Origin of the sequence: Paludisphaera soli (assembly GCF_011064595.1) — a bacterium.
GTDB classification, from domain to species: domain Bacteria; phylum Planctomycetota; class Planctomycetia; order Isosphaerales; family Isosphaeraceae; genus Paludisphaera; species Paludisphaera soli.
Genome location: NZ_JAALJI010000027.1, coordinates 68399 through 88046 on the forward strand (window position 1 = coordinate 68399; position 19648 = coordinate 88046).

General features: G+C 70.7%; 14 protein-coding genes. 5 read left to right on the plus strand and 9 right to left on the minus strand.

Translation table 11 applies throughout. The features are described 5' to 3' along the window. Positions 1-22 precede the first annotated feature (22 nt). The gene (locus tag G6O68_RS32485) at positions 23-3097 is read left to right on the plus strand and encodes a glutathionylspermidine synthase family protein (RefSeq protein WP_206108210.1); all 3075 of its coding nucleotides are present in this window, start codon (positions 23-25) and stop codon (positions 3095-3097) included. A gap of 220 nt (positions 3098-3317) precedes the next feature. On the opposite strand, the gene G6O68_RS25635 is transcribed toward G6O68_RS32485, so the two are convergent. Continuing rightward, positions 3318-4469 (minus strand): hypothetical protein, encoded by a 1152-nt coding sequence (locus G6O68_RS25635; protein WP_206108211.1) that lies wholly within the window; start codon positions 4467-4469, stop codon positions 3318-3320. Between the two features lie 210 nt (positions 4470-4679). Then, positions 4680-6260: a carboxylesterase/lipase family protein gene (locus G6O68_RS25640; RefSeq protein ID WP_206108212.1), complete on the minus strand. Its 1581-nt coding sequence runs from the start codon at positions 6258-6260 to the stop codon at positions 4680-4682. A 217-nt stretch (positions 6261-6477) separates the two neighbouring features. Between G6O68_RS25640 and G6O68_RS25645 the strand changes: the two genes are divergently transcribed. After that, a complete protein-coding gene (locus G6O68_RS25645; protein ID WP_165251514.1) occupies positions 6478-7806 on the plus strand; it encodes a PepSY domain-containing protein in 1329 nt (442 codons plus the stop codon). Between the two features lie 95 nt (positions 7807-7901). Here G6O68_RS25645 and G6O68_RS25650 read toward each other — a convergent pair whose 3' ends face one another. The 7 genes from G6O68_RS25650 to G6O68_RS25680 all read right to left on the minus strand — a co-directional run bounded on the left by G6O68_RS25650 (position 7902) and on the right by G6O68_RS25680 (position 14921). Further along, positions 7902-9137 carry a hypothetical protein gene (locus G6O68_RS25650; RefSeq protein ID WP_165251515.1) on the minus strand — a complete coding sequence of 412 codons (1236 nt, stop codon included), beginning with the start codon at positions 9135-9137 and terminating at the stop codon, positions 7902-7904. A gap of 287 nt (positions 9138-9424) precedes the next feature. Beyond that, positions 9425-9997 carry a hypothetical protein gene (locus tag G6O68_RS25655; RefSeq protein WP_165251516.1) on the minus strand — a complete coding sequence of 191 codons (573 nt, stop codon included), beginning with the start codon at positions 9995-9997 and terminating at the stop codon, positions 9425-9427. A 259-nt stretch (positions 9998-10256) separates the two neighbouring features. After that, the gene (locus G6O68_RS25660; protein ID WP_165251517.1) at positions 10257-10613 is read right to left on the minus strand and encodes a hypothetical protein; all 357 of its coding nucleotides are present in this window, start codon (positions 10611-10613) and stop codon (positions 10257-10259) included. 37 nt (positions 10614-10650) lie between these two features. Then, entirely contained in the window at positions 10651-11811 is a 1161-nt protein-coding gene (locus G6O68_RS25665; protein WP_165251518.1) for an SDR family oxidoreductase, read from the minus strand. A 216-nt stretch (positions 11812-12027) separates the two neighbouring features. Continuing rightward, the gene (locus G6O68_RS25670; protein ID WP_165251519.1) at positions 12028-12471 is read right to left on the minus strand and encodes a hypothetical protein; all 444 of its coding nucleotides are present in this window, start codon (positions 12469-12471) and stop codon (positions 12028-12030) included. A gap of 543 nt (positions 12472-13014) precedes the next feature. Further along, positions 13015-14235 (minus strand): FG-GAP repeat domain-containing protein, encoded by a 1221-nt coding sequence (locus tag G6O68_RS25675; protein WP_240911505.1) that lies wholly within the window; start codon positions 14233-14235, stop codon positions 13015-13017. A 140-nt stretch (positions 14236-14375) separates the two neighbouring features. Further along, entirely contained in the window at positions 14376-14921 is a 546-nt protein-coding gene (locus G6O68_RS25680) for a DnaJ domain-containing protein (RefSeq protein ID WP_165251520.1), read from the minus strand. A gap of 243 nt (positions 14922-15164) precedes the next feature. Here G6O68_RS25680 and G6O68_RS25685 point away from each other — a divergent pair, with 243 nt between their 5' ends. From G6O68_RS25685 to G6O68_RS25695, 3 genes are all read left to right on the plus strand, one after another. After that, the gene (locus tag G6O68_RS25685; protein WP_165251521.1) at positions 15165-15812 is read left to right on the plus strand and encodes an FMN-binding negative transcriptional regulator; all 648 of its coding nucleotides are present in this window, start codon (positions 15165-15167) and stop codon (positions 15810-15812) included. Positions 15813-15910: 98 nt separating this feature from the next. Continuing rightward, positions 15911-16864, plus strand: coding sequence for a cytochrome c (locus G6O68_RS25690; protein WP_165251522.1), 954 nt, complete (start codon positions 15911-15913; stop codon positions 16862-16864). A 186-nt stretch (positions 16865-17050) separates the two neighbouring features. Next, positions 17051-19414 (plus strand): arylsulfatase, encoded by a 2364-nt coding sequence (locus tag G6O68_RS25695; protein ID WP_165251523.1) that lies wholly within the window; start codon positions 17051-17053, stop codon positions 19412-19414. Positions 19415-19648 lie beyond the last annotated feature (234 nt).

Sequence of the window (19648 nt, forward strand, 5' to 3'; positions counted from 1 at the left end):
GATCGCCAACGACGAGGCCGCGATGCTCCGCATGACCACGCCCCCCCGCGCCGACTGGAAGGCGGCGGTGGAAGCCCAGGGGCTCCTCTTCCATTCGCTCGAAGACCGCCCTTACTGGGACGAGGGCGGCTACTACCTGTTCGAGGCCGACGAGATCGACCAGATCGAGCTGGCCACGAACCGCCTTCACGCGATGTGCCTCGCCGCCGTCGAGCGGGTCGTCGCCGAGGGCCGGCTCGGCGAGTTCGACATCCCGGAGCCCTACCATCGCTTCGTCGCGGAGAGCTGGGAGCGGGACGAGCACGCGATCTACGGGCGGTTCGACCTCGCCTTCGACGGTTCCGGGCCGCCCAAACTCCTGGAGTACAACGCCGACACGCCGACCTCGCTGCTCGAAGCCGCGGTCGTCCAGTGGTTCTGGATGAAGGACCTGCTGGCGGCCCAGGGCGGCCCGAACGCGTCGGACTTCGACCAGTTCAACAGCATCCACGAACGCCTGATCGAGGCCTGGCGGCGGTTCCGCCGCGAGCGAGGCTCCCGGGTCGTCTTCGCGGTCCAGGACGACGCGGTCGAGGACGTGATGACGGTGGCCTACCTCCGCGAGACGGCCAAGCAGGCGGGTATGAAGACCCAGACGATGTCGGTGGCCCAGATCGGCTGGCACGCGGGGCGAGGGGTGTTCACGGACATGGCCGAACGCCCCATCGAGACCCTCTTCAAGCTCTACCCCTGGGAGTGGATGCTCCGCGAGGAGTTCGGCCGGCGGCTCCCGTCCGCCCCCACCCGCTGGCTGGAGCCGCCCTGGAAGATGGTGCTGAGCAATAAGGCGATCCTGCCGGTCCTCTACGAAATGTTCCCAGACAGCCCGTATCTCCTGCGCGCGTCGTTCGGGCCGATCGCGGGCGACCACGTCGTCAAGCCGTTCTTCTCGCGTGAGGGGGCGAACGTGTCGATCCGCCGCGGCGGCCGCGTCGTCGCCGAGACCGACGGCGGCTATGCGGACGGCCCGTGCATCTACCAGGAATACCGGCCGCTCTGGAGCGACGGCGTCCGCCAGGCCGTCCTGGGGAGCTGGATCGTCGACGGGGACGCCTGCGGGATGGGCGTCCGCGAGGACGACGGGCCGATCACCGGCAACACGAGCCGGTTCGTGCCCCACCTGTTCCGCGCCGACCGCTACGCCAGGCCGCCCGTCCTGAACCCCCAAACGGAAGCCCCTTGCGGGGAAGACCGGCTCGCGCCCGGAAGACCACCCCCTCTGGGATCCGGACTTCGACGGCTGACGAGACCCTCGCGATCGCGCGCGGGGGAGGAGGCGGGAAGGTCGTTGACCGGCGGGCCGGGAGTCGTCATCCTCTCCCATGGCGGACGCTCTGACTTCTGTAAAATCCGAACGGCCCGGCGAGCCGGACGCTCGGGAGAAACGATCATGACGAGACGACGATGGGCGGCGGTCGCGGCGGGCGGGCTGGCCATGTTCCTGGGCCTGGACGCGGAAGCCGCGCGGGCGCAGGCCGTGAAGTTCGAGGGGCGCGTGCTCGACGCCAAGGGGGCGCCCGCCGCCGGCGTCGAGGTGGCGACGTTCTGGAGCGCCGACGAGAAGACCGGCGGGCAGAAGGCGTACAACGGCGTCGCGACCGATGCCGAGGGCCGGTTCTCGCTCAAGGAGGAGATCTACGGCGAGAACGCCGTGCTGGCGGCCTATGACGCCGACCGCAAGAACGCCGGGCTGGCCATCGTGCCGAAGGGGGACTTCGGCAAGCCGGTGGAGATCCGCCTGGCCCCGGCCGTGCGGATCCGCGGCAAGCTCGACAGCAAGGAGCTGGGCCACGCCCCGCCGTGGGCGAACATCTACATGTACGTCAATTCGAAGCAGAACCGCATCATGCAGAGGATCACCACCAGCCCGGAATTCTCCCTGATCCTGCCGGCGGGCGAGTACGACCTGAACGCCTACGGCACCGACGTGCGGGGCGTCATGAAGCCCCTGACGCTCCGGCCGGACGAGCCCGACGTCGACCTGGGGACCGTCGACCTCCCCGCCCAGGCCCTCGCGCTCTTCAAGGGGAAGCCCATGCCCCCCTGGACCCTCGCCGACGCCCGGGGCGTGAAGAAGGACGTCACCATCGCCGACTTCCGCGGCAAGTGGGTGCTCATCGACGTCTGGGGCTACTGGTGCGGCCCCTGCGTCCGCCAGCTCGGCGAGCTGATCGACTTCTACGAGGAGCACGAGGCCGACCGCGACAAGTTCGAGATCCTCGCCCTCCACGACGGCTCCGTGAAGGACTTCGCCGAGATGGACGCCAGGACCGAGGACACCAAGAGGTCCGTCTGGCGGGGCCGCGACCTGCCGTTCCCGATCCTCCTCGACGCCCCCAACGGCGAGCGCGGCGAGACCGTCAAGGCGCTCCAGATCCAGAGCTTCCCCACGACCCTCCTGGTCGACCCGGAGGGGATCCTCGTCGGCGAGGTCGCGCCGGAGGAGTTGGAGAAGAAGCTGCCGCCGATCCCCATGGCCCGGCGCATCCCGAGGGCCCTCGACCGCTTCGTCGCGATCGGCTTCAGCCCGATGCCGCTGGACAAGGCGATGGAGTTCCTCACTCGCGTCGGCGGCGTGCCGATCAAGCTCGACGAGGAGGCGCTGAAAGCGGCCGGCGTCCGGCCCGACGAGGCGATCCCGCTGGACCTGTCGGCCGGCCTCTCGCTGCGGAGCTGGCTCGGCCTGACGCTCGACCCCCTTGGCCTGGAGGCGAAGCCGGCCGACGACGGCCTCCGCATCGTCAAGGCCTCGGGCGGTCGCGAGCAGTCCCCGCTCCAGCAAGAGACGAACCGGCGGATCGAGGAGAGGCTCGCGAAGCCCGGCGCGTTCGCCTTCCAGGACGCCGAGCTGGAAGACGTGGTCAAGGCCCTCGAAGGGCAGACCGGGGAGAGCTTCGCCCTCGACCCCGCCGCCCGCCGGGCCGGCCGGCTCGACCCTCACGCCCGCGTCACCGGCGAGGCGAAGGACGTGCCGCTCGGCCCGGCGCTCGAAGCCCTGCTCAAGCCGCTGGGCGTACGAGCCGTCGTCAAGGACGAGGCCGTGCTGTTGACGAAGTAGCACTGGACCGGGGTCAGCCTCCCCCCAGCTTCACCTTGGCCTTCGCCGCCTGCTCGCGGCGCCAGGCGAAGTAGGCGTCGAGGGCTTCCAGCTGGGGGAGGTTGGGGACGGGGCGGGCGGAGGGGGCGTCGTCGACCGTTGGATGGGGTACCAGGCCGTGAGCCGTCGACGGGGTGGTCGTTCGTTTCGTCGCGCAGATCGATCATCATGAAGCCGTCGATCACGGCCCGGCCGGGAATCGTTTCCTCAATTGGTCGCGTGCCTTGACGCAGGCTGCATGGATCGGCGTCGGACGCGAACCGTCATCGGCCAACTCCTCCATGAGTTTCAGGGTCTTGACGTCGCCGCATCGCGCGAGAATTTCGAGGAGGTGGAGGGCGAGCCTCCCGCGCATGTGAGCTTCGGTCCGCGAAGCCGACAGGTTATCCGCCTTGTCGAATGCGACAGGGCCGGGGGCGACGACGAACTTCTCCAGCGACCCCAAAGCCTCCCGCGTCCCGATGGACGCGAGAGCGTGATAGACGTCCGGGTAGGCAGGCCAAACTCCGTCGACCATCTTCGCCAGGACGGGGACCAGTTCGACCTGACGTTGATTTCGCACGATTTTGAGGAGCAGAGAGCGTTCGTAGCTGACGAGAGAAGCGGCCGCGAGTCGGTCCTTCAGAAATGAAGGAGCAAACTTCATGGCGGCGCAGACGACCGTGGCGCGGTTCTCCAAGCTCACGTTCAGGCCGCGAAAATCCGGCATCGAGTTCAAGGCGCGCCATAACATCAAATCCTGCGCCACCCAGCGGGGACGTTCCTCGACTGGCCGGGCCAGCCTCTGTCGCAGGGCGACGAGGTTGACCTCGATCTCGGCACGATCCCGCTCCACGACGCGGGGCACGCGCTCCAATGCGGCCGCGATCCTCTCATCGCTCCCGGCCTCTCCGAAGAAACGGAACAAGATCGACCTGGCGATGAGGCCGCCTGGCCGGCGGACGTCTTCGGCCGATACCTGCTCGACCAAAGCGGTGGCCGCCGAAGGCTTGGCGTAGGTTACAGCCAGGCACGTCAGAGGATCCCAGCATAGAATCGCGTTTATGCGAAACGCGAGTTCCGCTCGGGCGGCTGGATGCTCCGCGAGCGCGACGAGCGTCATCAAGGCGAGCTTGCGCGACACCGGAGTCGGCCCGTTGATCACCTGGCGGAGAGTCTGCAAGGCGGAAGGGCCGTACGACTTCGCGAGGGCGTCGGCCTCTGCCTGATACGCGTCGAGTCCGATGTATTGAGCAGGTTTGGACCGCGCCCCGATGCGGGTGACGGCCGCATCGAAATCACCCTGGAAACCAGGCGGCTCGGGGGCGGCCGCCGAGGCGACCAGCAGCGACAAGGCCGGTGCCAGCAAGCCCAGTCGGACCTCGCAGCGGGATCGACCGTTCACATTCCTAATCATCGGTGTCTCCAGAACGACTCCGGGGACATGCGGATCACGTCCGCGGCACGAGGAATCGACGGGGCCCTGCTCAAGCCGCGGGGCGTGTGCAACGTCGTGAAGGACGAGGCCGTGCTGCTGACCAAATAGACCGGCCCGGACAGACCGTCAGCCGCCGCCCAGCTTCACCTTCGCCGCCTGCTCGCGTCGCCAGGCGAAGTAGGCGTCGAGGGCTTCCAACTGGGGGAGGTTGGGGACGGGGCGGGCGGAGGGGGTTTCGTCGAAGACCAGCACCTTCGGGTCGGCGGGGTCGAAGGCGGGCCAGGGGGGGAGGCCTTCGCCGTTGGGGTCGCCGGACTTCGCGAAGTTGACCCAGAGGTCGCTGATGAGTTCGGAGGCGGCGACGTCCTCGGCGCGGGGGCCTCGGGCGAAGAGGCCGGCAAGGCCGTCGAGGTTGCGGAAGACGAAGGGGATCTCGGCCGCGTGCGACGCGCCGGGGGAGCCCTCGGGGCGGCGGTCGTAATAGTAGACGAAGGCCGGGTTCGCCCCCTTCTCGGCCTGGAGGCGGGCCCAGGTCCAGGTGTGCCAGGCGAAGGCCGAGTCGCGGAAGAGGGCCTTGGTCGCCGCGAACGCCTCGTCGGGCGTTGCGTGGGGATAGGCGGCCAGGATCGCGTCGGCGAGGTCGCCGTACTCCGAGCGGACCCGGGAGGCGAAGCCCTTCGGCGTGGTCCTCGCGCCGGGGCGGACGAACATGGCCCCCTCGTCGGAGTTGGTGCCGACCAGGATGGGGGTGTCGTGGAACGCGCCGGCCTTGTACAGCTCGTACGGGTCGCCGGGGAGGACGTCGCCGTCGAAGGTCGGCCACCACCAGTGCGGGAGCCTCAGGAGTTCGGTCGCCGGCAGCGCGCGGGCGGCGGCGAGGTCCACGCCCAGGTCGTCGAGGAAGCGCTCGCCCTCGGCCTCGGCGAGCTTCAAGGGGCGGGCGGCCATGCCCCCCTCGTCGGCCAGCTTGGGCGGCGCGAACGAGCCGCCGCTCTGGGAGATCGCCCGGTGGAACAGCCCCTTCGCCCGGGGCGAGGCGGCGAGCATGCTCACCGAGATCCCGCCGGCCGACTCGCCGAAGACCGTCACCCGGCCCGGGTCGCCGCCGAACGCCTCGATCTCGTCGCGGACCCACTCCAGCCCGGCGACCTGGTCGCGCAGGCCGTAGTTGCCCGAGACCCCGCCCGCCTCGCGGCTCAATTCGGGATGCGCCAGGAAGCCGAGCGGGCCGACCCGGTAGGCGATCGAGACGACCACGACCCCCTTCTCGGCCAGCCGCGCGCCGTCGTAGGTCGGGACGTTGGTGGAGCCCATCGCGAAGGCCCCGCCGTAGATCCAGACCATCACCGGCAGCCGCTCGCCGGGGGCCTTGGCGGGGGTCCAGACGTTGAGGTACAGGCAGTCCTCGCTGAAGTTCGTCGCCGCGCCGGTCATCAGCGCGATCAGGCCGTTCTGGATCGGCCCGGGGGCGAAGACCTTCGCCTCGCGGACCCCTTCCCACCTCGGCGCCGGCCTCGGGGCCTTCCACCGCAGCGGCCCGACGGGGGGCTCGGCGAACGGGATCCCCAGGAAGGCGCGCACGCCGTTCGCCCGCGTCGTCCCCTCGACGACGCCCTTCCTCGTCTCCACCCGCTCAGCCACCGCCGAACCCGCCAAACCGCCCGCGACGACCAATCCCATCAAGAACCGCGTCCCTTCCCGTCTCATGGCCCCTCCCGACTGAGCGTTGGTGAACGTCAGGCCCCGGCCCCCTATCCTACGGCGCAGGGACAGGGGGCCGCAGTTGAGCCTTCCCGACCGATCCCGCCGGAACACCCTTTGACACCGCGATCCCCGACCGATACCATCAAAACCGAATTGAGACTCAGTCTCAATAATAATCCGCCGCCCCGCGTGGGCTTCGCCTTCCTTCGAGAGAACCTTCATGGATCACGCGTTCCGGGACGATGCGGGGCAGGCCGTGGAAGAGGTTTCGGATTTCGTCGAGGAGGCCGCGAAAGAAGCGACGCTCGCCGGCCCTTCCCAGGTCAGCCCGGCCCTGGCGATGGCGCGGGCCTCGGCGGCGCGGGCGGAGGCCGATCCGACGCCCAAAGGCCGGGCGTGGGGCCACGAGGTCCTGATGCTGGTCCGCCGCTCGCACCTGTACGCGGGCCTGCTGCTCTACCCGTGGGTGCTGCTCTACGGGGTGACGGCCTTCCTGTTCAATCACCCTTCGGCGTTCTCGGACCGGACGACGATCGCGATCGACCGCGGGGCGATGAAGGGGACGAGCCTGGAGAAGCTGCCGACGCCGCTCGACCTGGCGTCGAAGGTGGTCGCGGCGCTGAACGAGCGGGCCGGCGGCGGCTCGACCTACGCGCTGGTCAACCCCGACGCCGCCCGGTTCGAGCGCGGCGGCCTGGCCGCGAGCGTCCGCGCGGGCGACGGCAAGTCCTACACGGTCACCCTCGACCGCGACGGCGGCCTGGTCCGGCTCGCCCCGGCCGGAGCTGGAGCGGGTGCGGCGAACGGCGGGATGAACGGCGAAGCCGCGCCGACCGGCGAGCGGGCCGGCATGCGTCGAGCCCGGGGCGAGGGCGAGGCCGCCGGCCCGCGTCCCGAAGGTGGCGAGCGAGGCGAAGGCGGCCCGCGCCGCGGTCGCGGCGAGGGCGGTGAAGCCGAGGGGGCCGAGCGTCGCGGCCGAGGCGGCCCGAGGGACGAGGCCGGGTCCGAGGGGGCCGAGGCCGGCGGCCGTCGCGGGCCCGAGGGCCCCCGCGCTCCGTTCGCGGCCGCGTCCGGGGTGACGATCGAGGGGCCGTCGTTCGAGACGATCCGCAAGGAGCTTCCGGCCGTGCTGGCCCGCGCCGGGCTGGCGGACGCGACGGTCTCCGAGGTCCGCGCCGCCCCCCTGACGTTCCAGATGGAGGGCGAGGGCCGCCCCTGGCTGGTCAGCTACAACCTCCAGACGGGGGGCGTCTCGGGCCGTCCGGTCGACGACCCGGCCTCCCAGGCCGAGCTGACCACCCGCCGGTTCCTGCTCCGCCTCCACACCATCCACGGCTACCCCGCCGAGTTCGGCCAGCGCTGGATCTGGGCGTTGATCGTCGACGTGATGGCCTTCCTGATGGTCTTCTGGGGCCTCTCCGGCATCGTCATGTGGTGGCAGATCAAGCGCCTCCGCCGCATCGGCGCCGTCGCCCTGACCTTCAGCACCGTCGCCGCCGTCTGGATCGGCGTCGGCATGCATTACTACTTCGTCAACGGGGGGCGCTGAAGCCTTCGGGCACTACCTGCTTCGGAGCAAGAAAAGGCGTCGCCGCATGGACAGGAGCGGATGGTCTGTTCGAAGTCCGAGGATCTGCCCGCGTCCTACTGCACCGAGAGCGCATACTCGGCGTTTTCGTCCGTGATCTGGATTTTTTGATGGAGCCGGACGATGTAGGCGAGGAACTGGATGCTCTCGCCCGATTCCAGCTTGAAGGCGCTGATGACGTTACCGATCGTATCCTTCTGGTCACCGCTCAGTTCGTCGACGACGAGAACGACTCTCATGGCGCTCTGGAAGGCGTTCGTCAGGTGGTTATGGATGCGGAGCCCGACCAATTGGTCCGAGACGGCCGGCTCGATCTCCTTGATCCACGCGGAGAGCTTGAGCGCCAGGTCGGGCCTCTCGTAGACGTGGCTCACGATCCGGTCCACCCAGTCCTTGATAGTCTGATCCCTCAGCCGTTTGTCGGTCACGATCGAAAACGCCGAGGCGAAACGCATGAGTTGTGGGATGACGTGGCAGTTGAGGTGGTTGGACTTCTCCTGCGAGCTGATCTTCGACTCCCCGAAACACTCGTACTCGATCAGGTTGACGGCCAGCGGGTGCTTCTGCTGCCGATTGTACACAACCAGTATGGCGTCGGGGATCGAGCGGATGCCCTTGACGAAGGCGTCGCCACGGGCCTCGACGCCGGCCGAACGGAAGAGCCGGTTCTCGGCGATCAGAATCGAGTGCCCCTCCCGATACGCGGGGAACAGCGAGTAAAAATGCCGGTTGACGAGCGGCTCAAGCCCCTGGGAGGCGTCGGTCTCGTTCTTGAATCTCACGGTCTGGAATGTGCCAAGGACCGACAACCCCGCGTCGGGGACGGCCTGGACCGGGACGGAAGACTCTTGGTCGTCGTCCGGCTCGTCCGGTAGGAGCGGTTTGTCGGCACCCAGGTAGTCCGGCTCGATGATCCTGTGCTGGTCGAAGATCCTCGCGAGCCGTCCGACAGCCTCCGTCTCCTTGATGGGCTTAGCCTGCTGAAGATACTTCAAAGCCCAGTATTCGCCGCCCACCTGCGACAGGAAGCGGATGTCGAACGGGCTGCTGTACTCCACATCGTTCAACGTGAAACAGATCACGTACTTGTCCGCGTCCGGCCAGGGCTTCGAGTCGGTGACGTCCGCGAGTCTGGCACGCATTCCGCAGAGCGTGTCCTTCCCGCGCTTCATGACAAGATAGACGTCATCGCCGATCTCGGGCCCGCGGTGGGTGAACCCGAAGACCCGTTCCCTCATGCAGGTCGCGTAGTTCTCCAGGGACTTGCCGCAATGTAGGATGCGCACGGCCATCAAGGATGCTCCACCGCCGATCGAGGATATGGACGAGCGAATATATCCTCAGTCCGTGGAACGGCGAAGAGGCCAGTCTTCCGCCACCCGGGAAACTGCACCTCCAAGGTCACACGGTTCGCATCGTCGGAGAAAGGTGCGGGCCCGTCGATTACATCGGCCTCATCACCGACATCACAGCCGATCGTCCAGGTCGAAAGCGACCAGCCCGGGGAAGGCGGGCCAGGCCGGGACGAGGGGCCGCAACCGAAACTCCCTCGGAAGGACGCGCGGGAGCTGTCGGCCTCTCACTTCGGCGGGTCCACGCCCGGGATCTTGACGACGCCCTGGACGACCGTGTCGAGCTTCTTGTTGGTGTCGTCGAGCCGGCCCTCGACGCGTTCGAGGCGCTGGTTGGTGACGCCGAGGCGGCCTTCGACGGCCCCGATGGTGGCGTTGGTGGCGTCGAGGCGGCCGTTGGTGGCGTCGAGCTTGGTGTTGGTGGCGTCGAGCCGGCTGTTGGTGCCGGCGAGCTTGTCGTCGACGGCGCCGATCGTCTCGTTGGTCGTCGCCAGCCGGGCCTCGACGCCCTGGAGCTTCTGGTTGGTCGTCCCGAGGGCCTCGCGGACGCCGGCCAGGCTCGTGTTGGTCTCGGCGAGCTTGCCGTCCACCTTGTCGAGCCGGTCGTTCACGCCGCCGAGCTGCTCGTTGACCCGGCCGAGCTGCGCATTGACCTGCGCGAGCTGGTTGTTGGTCTCGCCGAGCTGGCTGTTGACCAGATCCAGCCGGCTGGTCAGGGGCGAGAAGAGCCGCTCCCTGAGCGAGGAGCAGCCGGAAAGGCCGGCCAGCAGCACGGGGGCGAGCAGATAACGGACGCGCATGGGGCCTCCGACCCCGGGGCGCGCGGCGGCCGCCCGGGACGCATGAGTGGGATGGGTCGGCGTTCCGGAAGGGCGAAGGGGTGGGTGATCGCGCGAACCGGGAGGGGCCCGGCTCGGCTCGCGGCCTTCCATCCCGCTCGCTCTCCGAACACTCCGTTCGGACCTGCCGAGGGTTCGACGCCTCGGGAATCTCATCGGCCCGACGCCCGGCCCATCTTGAGGCGGCGCGTCTCGGGGGCACGTCGCGGAGGGCTGTCGCTCAAAAGTTCACGTTGACGACCTTCCCCTCCTTGATGACGACCTGTACGTCGGTGTCTTCCTCCTGGGTGAGGGGGTCGCGGGTCCGCTTCTTGAAGTGCCAGAAGAGCGAGCCGCCGTCGTCGGTGGTCACGTCGGGGCGGCCGACGGCCGCGATGACCTCGTCCTCGGACTTGCCCATCACGCGACGGGAGAAGTCCTCCCGCGCGTAGACCGGCGACGCCGCGGCGGGCGGGGGCGGGCGCAAGGCGCGCGAGATCGCGACGTAGCCCCCCGCGGCCATCGCCAGGCCGAACAGCGTGCCGAAGACGAAGGCGAACACGGCGGGCGTCCGACGCGAAGGGGCCGGGGCGCTCATGGGCGGGTCTCCATACCGAGCGGGCGGGGCCTTGGAATCACGGGGTGGACGCGGCGGCGGTCGGCCGCACCTTCCGCGACGCCCGGCCCCACTTGTCGCGGACGGCGAACTCGATCAGCCGGGCCAGGAGCGCGGCGTCGAGCGGCGGGCAGGGGAGGTGCGGCAAGGCCGTCCGGGTGTTGGTCGCGTCGAAGGTCGGCTCGGACGCCCAGTACAGCTCGTACCGGGACACGTATTCGTAGAAGGCGGCCTCGGCCGCGTTCAGGTCGCCGGACGACCTCGCCCCGGGGCCGGCGAAGGTGACGCCGGTGTAGTTGAAGTACGCCTCCATGGCCCCCTCCAGCTGGCGCGCCGTGACGGGGGGCGTCGGCGTCTGGTGATAGGTCTTGCCGTGGAGCTCGGGCCGGAGCACCACCTCGGCGATGACGGCCGAGACCCAGTCCACGGGGACCAGGTTGCGCCGCTCGTCCCCGGTCAGGTCGAGGCGGAGGGGAAGGACCCAGCGCCCGGCGCCGCGACCGGCGGAGGCGCGGGCGGCGAGCCGGCGCATGCGGTCCATGTACTGGAGATACAGATACAGCCCGTGATAGGTCGAGGTGTACCCGGTGACCGAATCGCCGACGATCACCGCCGGGCGATGGACCGTGACCCCGCCCGGGAAGGCGGCCGCTCGCACCAGCCGCTCGGCTTCCGCCTTGGAGTGCTCGTAGTCGTTGCGGAACGGGCCGGCCCGCAGGGGCTCGTCCTCGGTCACCAGGTCGGACCGCAAGCCGCAGACGTAGGCCGTGGAGACGTGGTGGAACGACCGGACCCCGGCGGCCATGCAGACGTCGACCAGGTTGGCGGTGCCGTTGAGGTTGGTCTGCCAGGGTTCGCCGTCGCGGTCGGCGCCCACGAACGTCAGGCTCGCGGCGTTGTGGATCGCCCCGGCGCAGTGGCGGCCGATCCATCGCAGGGCGGCGGCGTCCAGGCCCAGGCCCGACTTGGTCAGCTCCCCGGTCAGGACGTGCGGGCGCGGCAGGCGGCGGCCGAGCGCCCCCTCCCAGCCGGCCATGATCGACTCGACGCGGGCCTCGGGCGGGTCGCGCCGGTCGCCCCGCGCCAGCACGGCGAGACGGGCGCCGCGCAGCGTCAGGTCGCGGAGCAAGTAGCGGCCGAGGAGGCCGGTGGCCCCGGTCAAAAGGATGACGTCACTCACGGTCTGGGACCCTCCTCCAGGTCGGGGCGCCGATCGCGGCCCCCGGCGGTGATATCGAACAAGTCGGCGGCTTCGACGGCGAGGCCGAGTCCGGCGACGCGACTTTCCGTCCCCGGCTCCGCGGCGGCCGGGCCGAGACCGACGCGGGACGGCCTCGCGGCGCGGGCCGACGGGACGGGGACCTGATGGAACGAGGCACGTGGCGATCTTCCCCAGTCAAGGACGTACATCGGCCCGGCCCGGGGCCGGCTCGTCCGCGGCGTCCGCCCGGCCGAACCCCGTCGGGCTCGTCGGCGGCGGGGCCGGGACGCGGCATCGAGGGTCGATGGAGGCGTCGCCGAACATCCGGATCGGTCGTCGCAGCATGACGGCCGCCTCGATCGCGTCCGCGTCCGCGAGCGGCAGTCCGAGGCCTACCATCCCGGTGTGCTGCGAGCGGGCCGTCATCAGGAGGGGCGCGCTCGCGGACGGGAAGAACGAGCGCCTCGCCGGTGCCGGCGCGGCGGCCCGCAATCGCGGCCGGACGCCCATCTGGGCGGACGCGGAATGCCGGGGCGTCAGACTCGACCCCGGCAGGAGGTCGCGTCCGAACCAGGCCGGTCGAGCCGGCGGGCTTGGGTCGTCCTGGACCGCTTCGGGCCGTTCCGTGTCGGGCGTCATGGGCGAATCCGTGCAAAGCAAAGTGGAATCGAGGTCGGACCTCCGGCCCGCCTCCCCCGTCTTACCGAGCCCGCCGGGTCATTCCTCCGGCGAACCACCAACGACGGTAACGGACCGGGCCCGAAAGGAGAACCCAAGGTTGAGCAAATACCGGACCGTCCGCCGTAATTCATGGCCGCGAACCAGCATTCGATCGTCCTGGGAAGGGAGGACGCCGGCGCGTGGAAAGGGCGGACGGCGTGAAGCCGCCCGCCCTTTCCTCGTCTCCGCTGGGGAAGGTTTCCGTCGCCGAGTGCCACGGGTTCGGGGGAACCGTGAATCGGCGTCGGGCCGGTCCCAAGCCGTCTCCGAAGTCCCCGGCCTCTTCACGGGTTCTCCGAACCCGTGGCACCCTGAGGCTTTCCGCCACGACTTGGTGGTGTTGAGCGAGGAGCGTCCTCCCCGGGAGAGGGTTTTCGCCGCCCAAGGTCTGAGGGTGCGTCCCGGCCATGATGGAACGGCCGACGCCAGGGTGCGCGCGATCGGCCCTTCCGCCGGCGGGGGTCAGTTCCCCTGGCGGGCCTGTTCCAGCAGGAAGACGCCCTTCTTGTTGGCGGTGACGACGTCGAGGAGGCCGTCGCCGTTGAAGTCGACGACCTCGAACTGGGTGCCGATGCCGCTCTGGTCGTCGATCTCCCTGGGCTCGAACACGGTCATGCCATCGGGGTTTTTGGAGGCGCGGAACCAGAAGAGCTGGGCGGGCTTGTCGGAGCCGGGCTCGGCCTGGCCGTGGGACCAGAACCGCTTGCCGGTGATCAGGTCCTTGAGGCCGTCGCCGTCGATGTCGGCGGCGATCAGGGCGTGGGTCTCGGAGACCAGCTCGGGGAAGAGGTCGTGGCGGGTGAAGGGGGGCGGGCCGTCCTTCGCGTCCCCCTGCTCGAACCACCAGATCCCGTACTTGTGGGCGGAGCTGGCGACCACGTCGGCCTTGCCGTCGCCGTTGACGTCGTAGGCGATCATGTCGGCCACGGCGTCGCCCAGCTGCGCGGGGTGGAACAGCCAGGGCTCGTCCTCGCCCGGCTCGGGCTGCTCCCACCAGCCGCCGGTGCTGATGACGTCCTTGCGGCCGTCGCCGTTCAGGTCGCCGACGCCAAGCCCGTGCGCGAACCGCTGGGTGCCGGGGACCCCGTGGCCCTCGCTGATCTCGTGCTTCTCCCAGGGCTGCTTCGGGTCGGGGCCGGGGGCGAACCAGCCCATCCGACCCTCGTCCTCCTTGCCCTCGGGCTGGAAGCCCATGACCAGCACGCGGCGGCCGTCGCCGAGGAGGTCGGTGTACAGCGGCGTCTCGTTGCAGGCGCTCGGCCAGATCTCGTGGCGCTCCCAGTAGCCTTCGGCGCCCTGGGGGTTGCGATACCAGGCGGCGGCCTTGCCGGGGAAGCCGATGACGATCTGGTCGGGCCAGCCGTCCTTGTCCACGTCGTCGGCCCAGCAGGTCATGCACTCGCTGTAGGACCGCAGGCCGTCGCCGTAGTCGCCCGGCCGGCGGATGTCGTGCTTGTTCCAGTTCGGGGCCTCGTACCAAGAGTCGCCGATCAGGACGTCGAGCTTGCCGTCCTTGTTCACGTCGGCCGTGGCGACCCCCTCGGACCGGAACTTGCCCTCGATCGTCGTCTTCTTCCACGAGATCGCCCCGGCCTTCGCCGGGTCGGACGCCGACGCCCCGGCCGGATTCGAGACGATCGCCGAGAGTCCGAGGACCACGGCCCAGTTTCGCACGCACATCATGATCGAGCCCCGCAGGGACCTGGAAGCGAGCCGCCCCCCCGCGCGGGGGGTGGAGATCTCTAGACCATACCCCGACCCGGCCGCGAAGCCAGGGGGGAGCGAGCGCGGGGCGCCGGCCCGACCGCGGGCCCGCCCATCCCTCAGCCGCGCCAGGCGGCGTACTCGACGGCCGCCTCGTAGGCGGCGTTGAGCTGGACCATGGCCGCGTGGTCGCCGCCGCGGTCGGGGTGGAGCTGCACGGCCTTCCGGCGGTACGCCGCCTTGATCTCGGCGAGCGAGGCGGCGCCGAACAGGCCGAGCGTGTCGAACGCCGCAGTCGGGCCGGTCGGCGACCAGAGCGCCGCGCGGGCGCGCGCCCGCGCGGCCTCCTCCTCGCGGTCGCGACGGCGGAGGACCTCGTCGGCGTACGCCGCGATCCCGCCCGTCGAGGCCCCGCACAGCAGGAACCTCGCCCGCGCCTTGCGATCCCGGAGCACGTCTTCCGCGTTGGCCGCCCAGCGGTCCGCGACCTCGCGCAGGGCGGGGTTGGTCCCCAGCCGCTCCAGGAACGCGACCTCGGCCTCGTCGCGGTTGCGATACTCTCCCAGGTGCAGCACGATCCGGCTGCGGATCCGCCCCTTGGGCCGGTGCAGCTCCACCACCGCCCAGATGACCTTCCCGTCCTGCTCCTCCGCCGTCAGCAGCATCGAAACCGCCCCTCGAATCCGCGAAGGCCCCGCGACCCCCGGCGCGACGCCGCGGCTCGGCCTCATGGCCCCGTCCCTCCGCACCATGATAGCATCGGGCCCGGTGCGCGACGCCCCCGCCCCCCCGGACGAGCCCGACCGACGTCGAACCTCCGGGGCGGCCGGGCCGTCCGGATGGGATCGCCGGCGGGGCGGCCGTCGGCCCCGCTTGCGACGAAGTCCGGCCCCCGCGGAATCCCGATCATGTACACGCCCGCCTCGTTCGCGATGTCCGACCCCTCGGAAATCCACGCCTTCCTGCGCCAGAACGGCTTCGCCCTGCTCGTCACCCGGGGCGGGGGGGGCCTGACGGCGACCCATCTCCCCTTGCTGCTCGACGCCGAGGCGGGCCCGCGCGGGACGCTCCTCGGCCACATGGCGCGGGCCAACCCCCAGTGGCGCGACGTCGAGGGCGAGGCCCTGGCCGTCTTCTCCGGCCCGCACGCCTACATCTCGCCCACCTGGTACGAGGCCCCCGGCACCGTCCCCACCTGGAACTACGCGGCGGTCCACGCCTACGGCACGCTCCGACTCGTCGAGGACCGCGACGGCCTGCACGACATCCTCACCCGGACCACCGCCTTCTACGAACGGGCCATGCCCCGGCCCTGGTCCTACGACGTCGACGACCCCGACATCGACAAGATGCTCCGGGCAATCGTCGGCTTCCGGATCGAGATCGCCCGCCTGGAGGGCAAGGCCAAGCTCAACCAGAACCACCCCGAGGAGCGCCGCCGCAAGGTGATGCAGGCCCTCGAAGCCCGGGGCGACCACGACTCGCGGGCCGTCGCCGAGCTGATGCGGCGGACGCTCGAAGCGGGGGGCGACGGGCCGAGGGGACGAACCCCCTGACATTTGTCTTGACCGCCCCGGCGCGACTCCGAGATGATTGGGACCCCGGGCCGGCGGCGAGGTCGTCGGCTCCGACTCCTCCTGACGAGCCCTGAATCATGACGTCGACGCCGAAGTCTCGGTCCCTGCCCCCCCTCGCGGCGACCTTGCTGGCCGCGTTCGCGCTCGCGTCCGCCGGCCAGGAACCGACGCCGGGCGCGGCACCCGAACCCCTGAAGATCGAGGGGGTCGAGAACGCCTTCCGCCTGAGCCCGAACCTCTACAGCGGCGGCGACCCGCGCGGCGTCGAGGCCCTGACGGCGCTCAAAAAGCTGGGCGTCCGGACGATCCTGAGCGTCGACGGCGTCGAGCCGGACGTCGAGGCCGCGCGGCGGCTCGGCATGCGGTACGTCCACCTCCCCATCGGCTACGACGGCGTGCCCCGCGAGCAGGCCGTGCGGATGGTCCAGGCGGTGCGGACCCTGCCCGGCCCGATCTACGTGCACTGCCACCACGGCATCCACCGCGGCCCGGCGGCGGCGGCCGTCTGCGCCATGGCCTCCGAAGGGTGGAGCGACGAGCGCGCGGCCGACTGGCTCCGGCTCGCGGGGACCTCGGCCGACTACCGCGGACTCTACGAGTCGGTCCGCGACTTCGCCCCCCCCACGGCGGCGGAGCTGGAAGCGGCCGGGGCCGAGCTGCCCGAACGCTCGGAGGTCCCCGCGCTGGTCGAGACGATGGTGAAGGTGGACGAGCGCTGGGACGCCCTCAAGGCCGTTCAGAAGGCCGGCTTCAAGCCCCCCGCCGGCCGACCCGACGTCGACCCGACGGCCGAGGCCCTGCAACTCCTGGAGCTGTACCGCGAGGCGTCCCGGCTCCCCGATTCGAAGGCCCGGGGCGAGGCGTTCCTCGAACAGACGGCCGCGGCCGAGGCCCTCGCCGACGAGCTTTACCGATCGATGGCGGCCTACGCGAAGCAGCCCTCGCCGGAGGCGCTCGATCGGCTCGAAGCCTCGTTCGCCGCGGCGGGGAAGAGCTGCAAGTCGTGCCACGCGAGCCACCGGGACCGCTGAGCCGGGCTGGTCGCCGGATCGCGGGGATCGGGGCCGGGCGGGTCGCGGCGGCCCGGCCGCGAGGTCGGCCCTGGCGGGCGCGGGACCGATCGGTAGAATAACCATGCTCGCCCGGGTCGACGCCGACCCGGTCGCCGCGGCGAGTCGAGGTCCGCCCCGCCCCCTGTCGAGAAAGGCAGAAGTTCGATGAATCCCCTCCTGCGGCGCCTGACCGTCGGCCTGGTCGCGTGCGTCGCCCTCGCCGGCCGCGCGGCGGCGGGCCCCCCGCCCGTCGCGGCCGACGATCTCGACCGGACGATCCTGCCGATCCCCGAGCCCGAGGCGGCCCCCGTCGCGGAACTCGACGCCCGCAAGGCGGTCGCCCCGCCCCGGGCGCAGGTCCGGGCGCCGAGGGGGGCGCCGAACGTCGTCCTCGTCCTGCTCGACGACTTCGGCTTCGGCCAGGCGAGCGCCTTCGGGGGCGGCGTCCACACCCCGACCCTGGAGCGGCTGGCGCAGGGCGGCCTGCGATACACGCGGTTCCACGTCGCGGCCCTCTGCTCGCCGACCCGCGCGGCCCTGCTCACGGGGCGGAACCACCACTCCTGCAACGCCGGGGCGGTCATGGACGTGGCGACGGCCTTCCCCGGATACACCGGGGTGCGGCCCCGGAACATCACGCCGCTCGCCGAGATCCTCCGCCTGAACGGCTACAGCACGGCCGCCTTCGGCAAGTGCCACGAGATCCCCCCCTGGGAGGTCAGCCCCTCCGGGCCGACCGACCGGTGGCCGACCCGTTCGGGGTTCGACAAGTTCTACGGCTTCCTCGGCGGCGAGACCAACCAGTGGGCGCCGGCGGTCTACGACGGGATGACCCGCGTGGAGACCCCCGACGACCCGAACTATCACCTCCTCGTCGACATGACCGACCGGGCGGTCGACTGGGTCCGCCAGCAGCAGGCCCTGACGCCCGACCGGCCGTCCTTCGTCTACTACGCCCCCGGCGCGACCCACGCCCCCCACCACGTCCCCAAGGCCTGGTCCGATCGCTACCGGGGCCGTTTCGACGGCGGCTGGGACCGCTACCGCGAGGAGACCCTCGCCCGGCAGAAGGCGCTCGGCGTCGTCCCAGCCGACGCCAAGCTCGCCCCCAAGCCCGAGGCCGTCAAGGACTGGGACGACCTGACCGCCGACGAGCGCAAGGTCTTCGCCCGGCAGATGGAGGTCTTCGCCGGCTACGGCGAGATGGTCGACCACGAGGTGGGCCGGCTGGCGGCGGCCGTCGAGGAGCTGGGCCGGATGGACGACACCCTGATCCTCTACATCGTCGGCGACAACGGCGCGAGCCCCGAGGGGGGCCTGGACGGGCTGAACAACGAGGCCGGCTTCTTCAACGGCGTCCCCGAGCCCCTGAAGGACAAGCTCGACGGCCTCGACGACCTGGGAGGCCCCTCGTCCTATCCCCACTACGCGGCGGGCTGGGCGGTGGCCGGCAACACCCCCTTCCGCTACGGCAAGCAGGTGGCCTCGGACTTCGGCGGCAGCCGGAACCCCATGGTCGTCCACTGGCCGAAGGGCTTCCGGGCCCGGGGCGAGGTCCGCACCCAGTTCCACCACGTGATCGACGTCGCGCCGACGATCCTGGAGGCGGCCGGCCTCCCCCAGCCCACGCTCGTCAACGGCGCGACCCAGCATCCGATCGAGGGGGTCAGCCTCGCCTACACCTTCGACGACCCCGGGGCCGAGCCCCGGCGCCGCACGCAGTACTTCGAGATCGGCGGGAACCGGGGCGTCTACCACGACGGCTGGTTCGCCGGCACCGTGCACCGCGCCCCGTGGGAGGCCGCGCCCCGCGCCGCGCTCGCGGACGACCGCTGGGAGCTGTTCCACGTCGACCGGGATTTCAGCCAGGCAGACGACCTCGCGGCCGCCCACCCGGCCAAGCTGAAGGAACTCCAGGACCTCTTCCTGGCCGAGGCGGCGAAGTACCACGTCCTCCCCATCGACGACCGGAGCGTGGAGCGGATGGACCCCGCCGTCGCCGGCCGCCCCGACCTCATGGGGGGCCGCACCTCGCTCCGGCTCCACCCGGGCGGGATCGGCCTGGCGGAGAACGCCTTCATCAACGTGAAGAACCGCTCCCACGACGTCACCGCCGAGCTGACCGTCCCCGAGGCGGGGGCCGACGGCGTGATCGCGGCCCAGGGGGGCCGGTTCGGCGGCTGGAGCCTCTACCTCAAGGAGGGGAGGCCGACCTTCGCCTACAACTGGCTCGGCCGGGAACGCTACACCATCGCCGCCGACGAGAAGCTCCCCCCGGGCGAGGTCACCCTCCGCTACGAGTTCCAGTACGACGGCGGCGGCCGCGGCGCGGGGGGGAAGGGGACGCTCCTCGTCGACGGCCGAAAGGTCGCCGAGGGGCGGATCGACAGGACCATCCCCAACATCATCTCCGTCGACGAGACCGCCAACGTCGGCGTCGACGAGGAGACGACGGTGACCGAGGACTACGCCGAACGCCGCAACAAGTTCACCGGCGTCATCCGCGCCGTCACCATCGAACTGAAGTGAGCGACGGAGCCCCCGCCCGGTCTGATGCGGGCGATGCGGAAGGGATGAACCCGCGCCTCCCCGCGCGGGCGTCATCGCCGCGGGACGTGGCCCCGATTCCCTGATTCGAGAAGTCGCCGTCGAGCCTGGTGATCGAGGACCGAGAGTCCGTGACGCCCTGGAGTCTTCCAAACGCGAGAGGGCGTCTCGATCACCATCGTTCCCGAGAAGCTCCGCGAGTCGACGCGACAGGGG